General features: G+C 41.1%; 12 protein-coding genes. 5 read left to right on the top strand and 7 right to left on the bottom strand.

Annotated elements, in window-relative coordinates; genetic code table 11:
* Positions 1–29: 29 nt before the first annotated feature.
* The 4 genes from BIV16_RS00275 to BIV16_RS00260 all read right to left on the bottom strand — a co-directional run bounded on the left by BIV16_RS00275 (position 30) and on the right by BIV16_RS00260 (position 3,901).
* Positions 30–506 (bottom strand): NUDIX hydrolase, encoded by a 477-nt coding sequence (locus BIV16_RS00275; RefSeq protein WP_075679939.1) that lies wholly within the window; start codon positions 504–506, stop codon positions 30–32.
* 373 nt (positions 507–879) lie between these two features.
* The gene (locus BIV16_RS00270; RefSeq protein WP_075679940.1) at positions 880–1,452 is read right to left on the bottom strand and encodes a hypothetical protein; all 573 of its coding nucleotides are present in this window, start codon (positions 1,450–1,452) and stop codon (positions 880–882) included.
* Positions 1,453–1,737: 285 nt separating this feature from the next.
* Entirely contained in the window at positions 1,738–2,964 is a 1,227-nt protein-coding gene (locus BIV16_RS00265; protein ID WP_075679941.1) for a class I SAM-dependent rRNA methyltransferase, read from the bottom strand.
* Position 2,965: 1 nt separating this feature from the next.
* Positions 2,966–3,901 carry a DMT family transporter gene (locus BIV16_RS00260; protein ID WP_075679942.1) on the bottom strand — a complete coding sequence of 312 codons (936 nt, stop codon included), beginning with the start codon at positions 3,899–3,901 and terminating at the stop codon, positions 2,966–2,968.
* A gap of 199 nt (positions 3,902–4,100) precedes the next feature.
* On the opposite strand from BIV16_RS00260, the gene BIV16_RS00255 reads away from it, so the two are divergent.
* Complete coding sequence (locus tag BIV16_RS00255) at positions 4,101–5,177, top strand: glycosyltransferase family 2 protein (RefSeq protein WP_075679943.1); 1,077 nt, start codon at positions 4,101–4,103, stop codon at positions 5,175–5,177.
* A gap of 49 nt (positions 5,178–5,226) precedes the next feature.
* The gene (locus BIV16_RS00250) at positions 5,227–5,709 is read left to right on the top strand and encodes a pyridoxamine 5'-phosphate oxidase family protein (RefSeq protein ID WP_075679944.1); all 483 of its coding nucleotides are present in this window, start codon (positions 5,227–5,229) and stop codon (positions 5,707–5,709) included.
* 47 nt (positions 5,710–5,756) lie between these two features.
* On the opposite strand, the gene BIV16_RS00245 is transcribed toward BIV16_RS00250, so the two are convergent.
* Positions 5,757–6,272 (bottom strand): NUDIX hydrolase, encoded by a 516-nt coding sequence (locus BIV16_RS00245; RefSeq protein ID WP_075679945.1) that lies wholly within the window; start codon positions 6,270–6,272, stop codon positions 5,757–5,759.
* 209 nt (positions 6,273–6,481) lie between these two features.
* Between BIV16_RS00245 and BIV16_RS00240 the strand changes: the two genes are divergently transcribed.
* A complete protein-coding gene (locus BIV16_RS00240) occupies positions 6,482–7,822 on the top strand; it encodes a butyryl-CoA:acetate CoA-transferase (RefSeq protein ID WP_075679946.1) in 1,341 nt (446 codons plus the stop codon).
* Between the two features lie 144 nt (positions 7,823–7,966).
* Here the strand turns inward: BIV16_RS00240 and sdaAA are convergent, their stop codons facing one another.
* Both sdaAA and sdaAB read right to left on the bottom strand, forming a co-directional pair.
* Entirely contained in the window at positions 7,967–8,836 is an 870-nt protein-coding gene (sdaAA, locus tag BIV16_RS00235) for an L-serine ammonia-lyase, iron-sulfur-dependent, subunit alpha (RefSeq protein ID WP_075679947.1), read from the bottom strand.
* Between the two features lie 19 nt (positions 8,837–8,855).
* Positions 8,856–9,536, bottom strand: coding sequence for an L-serine ammonia-lyase, iron-sulfur-dependent subunit beta (gene sdaAB / locus BIV16_RS00230; protein ID WP_075679948.1), 681 nt, complete (start codon positions 9,534–9,536; stop codon positions 8,856–8,858).
* A gap of 268 nt (positions 9,537–9,804) precedes the next feature.
* Here sdaAB and BIV16_RS00225 point away from each other — a divergent pair, with 268 nt between their 5' ends.
* Both BIV16_RS00225 and BIV16_RS00220 read left to right on the top strand, forming a co-directional pair.
* On the top strand, positions 9,805–10,251 hold the full coding sequence (locus BIV16_RS00225) for a metal-sensing transcriptional repressor (protein WP_075679949.1): 447 nt from the start codon (positions 9,805–9,807) through the stop codon (positions 10,249–10,251).
* A gap of 372 nt (positions 10,252–10,623) precedes the next feature.
* A complete protein-coding gene (locus BIV16_RS00220; RefSeq protein ID WP_075679950.1) occupies positions 10,624–13,023 on the top strand; it encodes an LTA synthase family protein in 2,400 nt (799 codons plus the stop codon).
* Positions 13,024–13,142: the final 119 nt, after the last annotated feature.

Below are 13,142 nucleotides of genomic sequence, written 5' to 3'. Positions count from 1 at the left end.
ACTCTAACGTCTCTGCGAACTTGAATTTGTTACTCTAATTCCGTGCGAAGGGTGAATTCATCTGGAAGATCGTAAATCGCTTTTTTCAGGAAAAGCGGATAAAAATATTCATCTTTCAATCTGTCAAACTCCAGCCATTCAAAAGTGTGGATATGCTTTCCTTCTGTCAGAGTAAAGACGTTTCCTCTTTCCGGTAGAGTTGTCTCTGAAATATCCACCAGAAAATAAATGCACAGTTCATGATAATGGAGATTATCCACATCTTCGGTAAAAAACGCCTGATTGAGCCATAATGGACGTGTAATCTTTGGAGTTACACTAAGTTCTTCCTGAACTTCCCGAACCACTGCCTGCTCAGCAGTTTCACCCATCTTAACTCTTCCACCAGGAAGATAAAAATAGGGTGAACGTTCATCGTGCATCGCTAAAATTTTATTTTCCAAGATTATCATGGCACATACTCTATAATTAAATTTTTGATTTTCACAATTATAGGAAATATCCATTGCATTGCCTCCTCTAAATTTCGATTTATATCTTTCTAAGACCTACACTTATCCGACTCAAGCTACATAACTGCTCAAACGACAGTTTTTCCATTTTGTACAGTAAATTTTTTAACATTTGGTGTCATTTCCAAAAATATTACTGCCTAGATGGAGCTTTTTTTATTTCACACAGTAATTTTCATGATTCGTAAGTAGTTTGCAATAAAATTTACTGTTTAAATGATATTTTTTTAATTCTGTGCAGTCATATAGAGATTTCCTCTTATTCTTCATAGATTACCTTTCTAATTTGTAAGTGCATTCCATTGAGCAATCGTCATAATATCCACTCCAGATTGATGTTCTATCTTTTAATTTCCATGCAAAATTATTATTTTTCCAAATATTTCGAGAATTTCGCCTCAAGAAAATATTGATATTCTGGATGATCTGTGGCATTCCTATACTCTTCATTGATGACTGCTTTTAGCCAATCTTCTCGTTTTGCTATAAAATCCTTGTAATAAACAATCCTAATTAGGCCTTGTTGCTCTGCTTTAATCAATTCAGTATATGCGTTATCGATATATTCGCAATCTGTTACCGGAGTTTCGTTTCTAGAAACAACTGCATCTGGTATTTGAAGTTTAAAATCTGTATCAGTCGCAACATCCGCACAGGAATAAATATACCCCTTTACTCCTTTATAAGTTTCCTCCAACGCGTTCGGATAATATTCTTCAATTTTTAAAATCCCATCTTTATCAAAACCGTAAGATCCCCATTTAGACCATGACCCGCTATATTGAAAGCCACTTTCCTTACAATATTTTTCAACCGCGTTGCTAAGATATACCAATGTATTTTCCCGCTTGGTTGAAAAATATACCAGCGGAATATTATGGTTAGATATTCTTGGTTCTAAAACCTGTATGCCTTTTACCTGCGAAGCATGATAATACATAAATTACTCTCCATTCTCCTCAAATAATAAAACTCTTTCCTCCCCTGCCGGAACTTCTTCAATAATTTTACCGTTTGAAAAAACTGCTGCTCCTACTCATTCTTAATGGAGCTATCCCCACATTCCTCTATCGCTTTTATGATTCTATTTTTATTGTAGGAAATATCATTTGTGATAAAACCTACAGCTTCCAATGCAATTTTTATCAATCTGCCTTAATCCCTTCTAACATCATAAATCAAGGTTTTCCGCCACTTGCCCGCTCTTATTTTTCCAGACGGACGCCTAGCGTTCGTCCACCACCTGGAAAATATAAAACTTCAAATAATAACTCTCCGGCACATTCGTCGAATTTGCCCAAAGAATCGGATGATCCGGTGCCTGGGTGCGGAATTCTACCTGGCGGAGGCGCTTGTGCGTTGCCTTTGCAGCCTCCTTCACCGTCTTTGCAAGAAGTTCCTGTGTCATGAAGTGAGAGCAGGAACAGGTTGCAAAATAGCCGCCATCTTTGACAAGTTTTAACCCTTTCATGTTGATTTCACGATAACCTTTGATGGCATTCTTTGTTGCCTCGCGGGATTTGGTGAAAGCCGGTGGGTCCAGGATGACAACGTCGAATTTTTCTCCTTCTGCTGCAAGTTTTGGGAGTTCATCAAATACGTTTGCGCAGCGGAAATGCACGGTATCCTCCAGACCGTTTCGACGGGCATTTTCGGCTGCCTGCTCAACTGCATATTCCGAAATGTCAAGTCCTGTTACATCGCTTGCACCTGCAATTCCGGCATTTAATGCAAACGTTCCCATATGGGTAAAGCAGTCTAACACCTTTTTTCCTTTACAGATACGCTGCATCGCAAGACGGTTGTATTTCTGGTCTAAGAAAAATCCGGTCTTCTGGCCATTTACAACGTCTACAAGATAGTGAACACCATTCTCTACAATCTCAACATCTGTGTCAAACTCTGCACCGATAAATCCTTTTTTCTTTGGAAGTCCTTCCTTTTTCCGCTCATTGGCATCGCTTCGCTCATAGACGCCGCGAATCTGGATGCCATCTTTTGCAAGCTCTTCTTTTAAAAGGTCAACTATCAGTTCCTTAAACGGTTCCATTCCAAGCGCAAGACATTCCACAACTAAAACATCCGCATATTTATCAATGGTGAGCCCTGGCAAGAAATCTGCCTCACCAAAAATCACGCGGCACGCCATCAAATCCTCTGGATTCTGACCCAGCACTACTTTTCGGTATTCCCACGCATTTTTCACACGCATGTTAAAAAATTCACGATTAATTTCCTGCTCCACATGTCTGGTCAGCATACGGATTCTGATTTTGGAATTCTGGTTGATAAATCCTTTCCCCATTGGATAGCCGTCAAAATCGTGAACCAGCACAACCTCTCCATTTTCAAATGTTCCTACGATGGTATCAATCTCATTATCAAAAATCCATGCGCCGCCCGCCTTGATGGTACGGCCCTCTCCTTTTTTCAATGTCACTACTGCACTCATTCTATTTCCTTCTTTCACCTTTATTTACAATATATATTCCAACACATACCAGCACGAGGGCAACCAGGCACATTGCGCCAATAGTTCCAGCCTCGTTTAGTAAAATTGCGGATAAAATCACGCCGAACACCGGGTTCATAAAGCCAAACACTGCCACTTTTGAGATTGGATTGTATTTTAGCAGAACGCCCCAGAGCGAATAAGCCACCGCCGACACCAGCGCAAGATACAAAAGCATCGCAATTCCCGCCGGAGTAACGTGTGTCAGTGTTCCGCCCATGCCAAATCCGCAAAGCATCATGATAATTCCACCAGTCACAAACTGATACCCGCTTAACATGACCGGGTTATCTTCCTTCGAGTAACGTTTCAAAAATACGGAGGAAAATGCGTACGCCACCGTGGATAAAAAAATAAATCCTTCCCCGAAAAAGCTAATTCCTGCGTCCATCCCGCTTCCGTTAACATTTACCAGGACAACGCCCGCGAATCCAATCACACAGCCAATCATTTTTCTTGCAGTCAGTTTCTCCTGATGAAAAATCAGGCTTGCCACTAAAATTGCGATAAACACATTGACTCCCTCGATAATCGAAGCCTTTACTCCTGACGTGTGGGCAAGTCCAATGTAAAAAAACAGATATTGCAGCACCGTCTGTAAAAAACTAAGCCACACGATTCTGCCAATCGCTCCTTTTCTTGGAAGAAGCGGCTTTTTGTTTAACACACTTCCAAACAAAATCGCGAGAACGCCCGCCAGAAAAAATCTCGCACCTGCAAATAAAATCTGCGTTGCAACATCTTTTGCTCCTATCTCAAAAAGCTGGTAACCAATTTTAATACAAGGGAACGCACTTCCCCAAAGCGCGCAGCATAACAATGCGCCAAGCCAGACCACAACGGTCTTTTGCATCCATACTTCTTTTGTTTCTTTCATTTTAGTTCCGTCTTTCTTTTTCCTGTAAAATTATAATTTAAAATTCCTGTTGCACCAACAAAAGTTTTCAACACATTGTAGCATAATTTTTTCCACATGACTACGAAAATACACGAATCTTTTCCACACGGCACGGTTGACTTTTCAACGACAAATGTCGATATAAAAAGGGAATGACAAGAAAGGCTTGGGGAATACTATGATTCGGATTAGTTTATGTATGATTGTAAAAAATGAGGCTAAGGTGCTGGCAAGATGCTTAGACTCCATCGCCGATTTGATGGACGAGATTATCATCGTTGACACCGGCTCTACCGACGAGACCAAAGAGATTGCGAAAAAATATACCGAAAACGTTTACGATTTCCCGTGGAATGATGACTTTGCATCTGCGAGGAACTTTTCTTTTTCCAAGGCAACCATGGATTACATCTATGCGCCGGACGCCGACGAAGTCTTAGATGATGTAAACCGGGAACGCTTTTTCCAGATGAAGCAGTCCCTGCTCCCGGAAATCGATATTGTACAGATGAAATATATTACAACGCAGGATTTTAATACAGTGTTAAATGCAAAAAAAGAATACCGTCCAAAACTGTTCAAACGTTTGCGCACCTTCACCTGGATTGACCCAATCCACGAGACGGTGCAGCTTGAACCTGTGGTTTATGACAGCGACATTGAGATTTTCCATATGCCGCTTGCGCTCCACAACAAGCGCGATTTTTCGATTTTCCAAAATGCATTTGCTAAAAATGGTATGTTGTCCGACAAGGTTCACCGCATGTATGCAAAGGAACTTCTTTTGACTGGCTCGGATGAGGATTTTCTTGACGCAAAAGAAATCTTTGCGCACACCCTTTTTACCTCTAATAAGGATGACCTTTTAAAAGAAGCTTCCTGTGTCCTGGCAAGATGTTATCGAATCGAAGGACAGGTCAATGAATTTTTCAAACTTTGCTTAAAGGATATGCTGACCACTCCATGTGCGGAAATCTGTTGTGAACTGGGCGAATACTTCTTTTCCTGTGAAGATTTTGAGGAAGCGATTATGTGGTTCTACAATGCTGCTTTTGAGACGGAAAGCATTTTGAATATCCACTGTGGCGGCGATACGCCACTTTACCGCTTACATGACTGTTACACTGCGATTGCAGCTTTTCTTAGACAGTCCACGGATGACGCGCTGACGCAGATTCAGGTGGAGGAATACGAACAGCTTGCCAGCCAGTATGAAGAACAGGCGAAAAACTGGACGATGCCGGAAGAACTTTAAACATTGTTCTGGCTGCGAGCAAATGTATCGAATGATAGGAGCAAAAGACATGAATGATTTTAGAAAAATGAGACGGTTCAAGCAGGAAATCACCCCGGAAGAATGCGTTGAGGTGCTGAAAACTGCCCCTCGCGGGATTATGGCATTTCACGGAGAAAATGGGTATCCTTACGCAATTCCGTTAAATCAATATTATAATGAAACAGATGGAAAATTATATTTTCATGGAGCAAAACAGGGACTAAAGCTGGATTTGATGGCTGGTAACCCTAAGGTCTGCTTTACTGTGATGGACGATGGTTTTATCAAGGAGGGCGACTGGGCGCTGAATATAAAAAGTGTGGTCTGCCTTGGAAGGCTTGAGACTGTTACAGATTCTGACAAAATATTAGAAACCTGCCAGATGTTAGCAAGAAAATTTTTTCCAACCGAAGAAGCCATCGAGGAAGAAATCGCAAAATCTTTAGACCGGGTCAATGTCTTTGCCATGACAATCGACCGGATGACGGGAAAACTGGTAAATGAATCCTAACTTTAGATTCCAGGGTGCCTCACGGTGTCACATTTTGCGGAAGAACGTTAAAAGTTCTTCCGTATTTTATGTAACACATTTGTTTCCCGCTCTAACCACGGAATCTCTTTTGGGCTTGCAAACCCCTTTTCTACCAGGGCATGATTTCTTTGATAACATTCCTCTGCGGTAATAAAGCATGGATGAAAGCCTAATTTTTCCTCGTAATCATCCAATACCCCGGGTGCTCTCTTTTCACTTAATAACTTGCAGTTATAATAAATTGATTTCATCTGAAAAAAGGTATCTGGTTCATCCGGGTCAATATTTTGTTCAAAGGCGGTTCCCGCCAATTCTTTAATCTCAACATCGATATATCCGGTTTCTTCCTGGATTTCACGTCTTAGTGCCTCTAACTCGGTCTCTCCCGGTTCTACACCTCCGCCCGGAAATTTATAATCTCCGCAGTTTGTCTCAACCATCACCAGTTTTCCCTGATAAGAAAGGATACTGCGGACTGCTGTCCTTGTGCGAATCTTTTTGCCTTCCTCATATTCATCTGTAATCAATGTAACCTCAAACATATTTTCCTCCTGATTTTCGTAGAATTCAGTAGAAGCATTTCTCCACATAAATGATCTTATACAATTAGCTTATCACATAAATGACAAATTGTACAAAGACGAGACAATTTTTATGGATTGGGTTGTAAAATCGACAATAAAGTGATAGGATATAAAGTATGATAAATTTTTAACAAATTCACAATTCAAACAATCAGGAGGTATTTGTGATGGATTTTTCAACTGAATACAAACAGAAACTTGTATCTGCAGACGAAGCAGTGAAAATAATCAAATCCGGTGACTGGGTTGATTATGGTTGGTGTAATGGAACACCAGATGCCTTGGATCGTGCGCTTGCAAAACGTACCGATGAATTAAAAGATATTAACCTTCGTGGTGGTATCCTGTTAAAACCATTGGCTGTATTTGAACGTGAAGATGCTGGTGAACACTTTACCTGGAATTCCTGGCATATGTCTGGAATCGAGCGTAAATTAATCAACCGTGGATGTGCGTTCTATTCTCCAATCCGTTACTCAGAGCTGCCTCGTTATTATAGAGAGTCCAGCACACCGGATGACGTTGCAATGTTCCAGGTTGCCCCAATGGACAAACATGGTTACTTTAACTTTGGACCAAACGCTTCCCATCTTGGTGCTATGTGCGAGACTGCAAAACACATTATCGTAGAAGTAAATGAAAATATGCCTCGTTGTCTTGGTGGTACTGAGACTGGCGTACATATCTCAGATGTTACTTATATCGTAGAAGGATCCAATCCTCCAATCGGAGAACTTGGTGGCGGCGGAGCTGCAACAGATGTTGATAAAAAAGTTGCACAACTTATCGTAGACCAGATTCCAAACGGTGCCTGTTTACAGCTTGGTATCGGTGGAATGCCAAATGCCGTTGGTTCTTTGATTGCAGAATCTGATTTAAAAGACCTTGGTGTTCATACCGAAATGTATGTAGATGCTTTCGTTGATATTGCAAGAGCAGGAAAAATCAACGGTTCCAAGAAGAACATCGACCGTTATCGTCAGGTATATGGTTTCGGTGCCGGAACCAAGAAAATGTATGATTACCTCGATGAGAACCCAGAGCTTATGAGTGCTCCGGTCAGCTACACAAACGACATTCGCCAGATTTCTGCATTGGATAACTTTATCTCCATCAACAACTGTGTCGACATTGACCTCTTTGGACAGATTAGTTCGGAATCCTCAGGTATCAAACAGATCAGTGGTGCAGGCGGACAGTTAGACTTCGTACTCGGTGCTTACCTTTCTAACGGTGGTAAGAGCTTTATCTGCTGTTCTTCTACTTTTACAGATAAACAGGGCGTTATGCACTCCCGTATCCGTCCAACCTTAGCAGAAGGTTCTATCGTAACCGATACCCGTGCAAACACACACTTTGTTGTAACTGAATACGGTATGGTAAATGTAAAAGGACTTTCTTCCTGGCAGAAGGCAGAAGCTTTGATTTCTATCGCACATCCAGATTTCCGTGACGAATTAATCAAAGAAGCTGACAAGATGCACATCTGGAGAAGAAGCAACAAATAATTTTTAGTTTACATCATTAGATAGAGTTTATCTTTCTCACATAAAAAAGAACACTCCTTGTTTGGCAAGAAATTTCTTTCTGTGCAACAGGGAATGTTCTTTTTTTGATACTATAACCATAACACCATATTTTTCTCTTAGTTCTTAAAGATGGGACATCTTCTCACGGATTTCTACTCCGGTCGGTGTTCCGGCAAGTCCACCTTTTCCGGTTTCACGGATATCTTCGTGCATGCTTCGTCCAATCGCACGCATCGCATCAATCACTTCATCCGGCGGAATCTTACTGATAATTCCGGCGCTTGTCAAATCCGCTGATGTGAGTGCATTTACCGCTCCCATGACATTTCGTTTCACACAAGGGACTTCAACGAGTCCGGCAACCGGGTCGCAGGCAAGTCCTAACAGATTTTTCATGGCTAACGCTGCCGCGTTGGAAATTGCTCTACCATTCCCTCCCATCAGATATGCGACCGCACCGGCTGCCATCGATGATGCAGACCCAATCTCCGCCTGGCATCCACCGGCTGCACCGGCAATAAATGCTCTGCTTGCAATCACTCCACCGACTCCGGCTGACACGTATAAGGCTTCTACCATCTGCTCTTCTGTAAATCCTTTTTCTTCCTGTAAACAAAGAAGCACTGCCGGAACCACACCACAGGCACCTGCTGTCGGAGCTGCCACAATACGCTTCATACAAGCGTTGGATTCTCCGGTCTTTAGCGCCTTTTCCATCACTTTTCCAATAAAATCACCACAGAGAATCTTGCCTTCTTCCCTGGCTTTTTTCATTTTGGCACCCTCTGTGCCGACAAGACCACTTGCAGATTTTAGTTCTGGATCATACGACTCGTCCGCTTCCTTCATGGCGCGGTACATCGTCGTCATCTGTGCAAAAGATTCCTCTTCTGTGATGCCTTGCTCTTTGCAGTCATCCTCCTGCACGATTTTCCAGAATGGTTTTCCTGTCTTTTCTTCTTCCTGGCAGATTTCTTCCAGCGATTTATACATGAATCTTATCCTCCAACTTTTATTCTTCCGATTTTTTCTCGTCTAAAAGGCTTAAATAGGTTACTTTCATAATTCCTTTGGAATGTTCCAGATGTGAAATTACATGCGCAGGCACTTCCTGATCACACTCAATGACCATAACCGCATTCCCGCCACGGCTTGCACGATATAACTGCATCGTGGCAATATTAACCGACTCTTTTGCCAGAAGTGCTGTCACTTCTGTCACATGTCCCGGCTGATCTGCATTGTGTACGATAAGTGTCGGATAATCTCCACTGAAATTTGCCGTAAGTCCGTCAATCTGGCAAATCTGAATCTGTCCTCCACCGACGGACGCTGCGATAATTTCCAAAGTTCTGCCACTTTTTCCGGTAAGAATTACTTTTACGGAATTCGGATGCACGTCCCCAAGGTCGATTCCTTCAATCTCAAACTTCATTCCTTTTTCTTTTGCAAGTTCAAAACTCTTCGGAATTCTCGAGTCATCCACCTGCATTCCAAGAAGTCCGGCAATCAATGCCTTGTCCGTTCCATGTCCTTTTCCTGTCGCCTCAAATGAACCATGAAAAAAAATCTTTGCCTCTGCAATTTCTTCTGCAAGCAATTTTCCGCAGACTCTTCCGATTTTTACGGCTCCCGCTGTATGTGAACTTGACGGTCCAACCATAATTGGGCCGATAATATCTAATAAATTCATTGGTATCCTCTTCTCTTTTTTATTGCCAAAAGATAGCTTATTTCTTGATAACTTAGACTGCTACGGTTAAAAAGGGTATATCCTTATGAATATACCCTCTTTGGTGCAACTTTATTCTCTTTGGCTCATTATAGCATCCGAAAATCATTCTGTCTACAAAGATTCCTTATCCTTATGAACTAGCTATTTTTTTTCAAATATGCTACACTATAATTCATTCCAATACTTTAACATTACGATAAAATCTTTTCAGGAAGGTATTTCATATATGAGCGAAACAAAGATTCAAGCACATCATCACACTGATGAGCATCCCAAGGATAAAACACATCATCATACTGATGAACATACTCAAAAAGAGGTACATTCTCATACTGGTAAGCATACTCACGACGGTGTACACTACCACTCCCATGAGGAGCATTCCCATACTCACGAGGCGGGACATCCACACCACCATGAAAATACCAAGGCTGTCTTAAACCGTATGAACCGTGCCATCGGCCACATGGAGGCCGTCAAGAAAATGGTGGAGGAGGGAAGAGACTGCAGCGAAGTGCTCATCCAGATTGCAGCCGTACGTTCTGCCATCAACAATATTGGAAAAGTCATTTTGGAAGATCACATCAATCATTGTGTCGTTGACGCCATCGAAACCGGCGACGAACAGGTGATTCGTGATTTGAACGAGGCCATCAAAAAATTTATAAAATAAAATTCTTAGCGCACTTCTTTTTTTGTATGACATATGATATACAACATATGTCATACACCTATATAATAGGTAGAAACTCAGATAGCTTTCCATTTATCCCCTTATGTTTGTACACATTTTGTACATAATTTATTCATAATTGCTAGAAATTAAATAAATCTTAAGACTTTTTTATGTATGTTTACCGTTGATTTTTTAGGCTCTTAGCGGTATATTCTTTTAGTGTCGCGTAATAGACATTTTACCTTGTTTTTACTATTTTTTTACAAAAAACTGGTAGAAACATATGTTGATAGATATAGGAAAAACAAGGAGGAAAATCCTCTGCTCTCGCAGGGTCGCATTTTGCTTCGCAAAACAAGGAGGATTATCATGAAACTGAAACATCGTTTACAACAGAGCAAAATTGTTCAAAAAGCTTTTGGACTTGGTCGAAAGATTGCAGACAATGAGAAGTTCCAAAAAGCAAAGCAAGTCGTTCTTCGCGTAATTGCAAAATTACCAAAGAAGAAACCACATACAGAAAAATATTATAAAAGGATTGCATTTTTAAATAAATACTCTTTGGTATTTCATTTCCTGCTGTCCTGTTTCTTAACCTTTATGATTGAGGTAATTTCAAGAAGGAGCTTTATCTCGGCATGTTCCTTTGTTGGCGGACACACATTAGCTTACTTATATAATGCATTTATTATTTTTGCATCACTGACACTTGTTTACTTAGTCCGCAGAAGAGCATTGCTTCGTCTTTTAATCAGTGGGTTCTGGATTTTCCTTGGAACCGTAAATGGTGTTATTTTATCAAACCGTGTTACACCATTTACTTATACCGATTTAAAATGTATTTCTGATTTATTTGCAATGCAGAACACCAATTATTTTACAGCAGAGGAAGCAACCGCTGTTGTTGCAGTTGTCGGCGCATTTGTTGCATTCTGTGTTTTCTTATTTTTCCGTGGACCAAAATATCAGGGAAAGAAACACAACATTGTGTCTCCAATCTGTATCGCACTGTTATTGATGATTGGTCTTCCTGTTACCACACAGGCTGCACAAAATTCTAACATCCTGGCATCTTACTTCTCAAACATTGCACAGGGATTTTCCGATTATGGATTTATCTATGGATTCTCCAGCAGTGTCGTAGGACGTGGTATGGATAAACCGGATAATTACACCGAAGAAAATGTTGCAAAAATTGAGGACACCGTAAATTCCGAATCTGCAACAACTACAACTGGCGACCACCAGCCAAATATTATCACTGTTTTACTGGAATCCTTCGTAGACCCTAGCGAAGTAAAATTCTTAGAGACTTCCGAAGATCCGATTCCTACTTTCCATTACCTGGAAGATAATTTCTCAACCGGATACTTAACCGTTCCTGTCGTTGGTGCCGGAACAGCCAATACCGAGTTTGAGGTTTTAACCGGAATGAGCGTACAGTACTTTGGAACCGGTGAATATCCTTATAAAACAATTTTAAAACAGACCGATTGCGAAAGCATCGCATCTGACTTAACCAAAATCGGTTACGCTACACACGTAACACATAACAATACCGCTACTTTTTATAGCAGAAACAATGCCTTTTCTATGATGGGATTCAATACTTTTACCAGTAAAGAATTATTAAACATCACAGAACTTACACCAAACGGGAACTGGTCCACAGATGACGTTTTAGTTGGTGCAACCGTAGATGCGATGGATTCTACTGTTGACCAGTCCGATTTTGTTTACACCATTACCGTAGAAGGTCATGGTGATTATCCAAAGGAAAAGATTTTGGAAAACCCGGCTATCCGTGTCACAGGTGCTGCCACAGAGGAAAGCAACAACCAGTGGGAATATTATGTTAACATGATTCACAATGTTGATGACTTTATGAATCAGCTGATTACCGCCGTAAACAACCGTGGTGAAGATACCATCATCGTATTCTTCGGTGATCACCTTCCTACGATGGGATTGGAAGATTCCGATATGAAATCCGGTGACATCTACAAGACAAAATATGTTACCTGGAATAACTTCGGTCTTGAAAAACAGGACGCTGACCTTTATGCTTATCAGCTTTTAGCTCATACAACCGACCAGCTTGGTATCCACGAAGGAACCATGTTTAAATATCATCAGACACAGTCCTCTGCCGATCCTGTTTCCTACCAGAGGGGACTTGAAATGCTTCAGTACGATTTGTTATATGGAAATCGTTACGCATACGGTGGAAAAGATTTATATCCTGCAACAGAATTGCAGATGGGTATCAAAGATATCAGTATTAAAGCACTTCATAAGAACACTACCAACAATACCTTAACGGTATATGGTAACAACTTTACAAAATACAGTAAAGTCTTTGTAAATGGCGAAAAAGTACCGACGAACTTTATTTCAACCGGTATGCTGACTGTTAATCTGAACAAGGTAACAGACGGCGATACCATCATGGTAAACATTGTAGGTGCACAGGGTGCCATCTTCCGTTCTTCGAATGAATATACTTACGTTGATCCGGCAGTCATTCACGACACGGAGGACAGCGAAACGGAATTAGATCCGGCACAGAACGGTGTGCTTTTAACCAACCCGGACGGTACAACGGATAATCAGACTTCGGACGATGTCTTAAATCCATCTACCGGTTCCGAAAGCACCGATGGTACTTCAGATGAAAACACAACTTTGGAAGACGGTTCCGATGAAACCTCTCTTTCCGGTGCAACAACAGGTTCTACAACCTCATCAAATGAAAACGCTGCACAATAAGATAAAAAATTGCCAGGCATAAAATTCAATGTCATCCTTATCGAAATGACATAGAATTTTATGCCTGGCTTTTTCTTATCTTATGATATCGCTGTCACTTTCTGATATCACACTCTGCG

Source organism: Roseburia sp. 831b (assembly GCF_001940165.2).
Classification (GTDB): domain Bacteria; phylum Bacillota; class Clostridia; order Lachnospirales; family Lachnospiraceae; genus Roseburia.
Note: the sequence above shows the minus strand (reverse complement) of the source record. Positions and strands in the feature narration are given on the sequence as shown.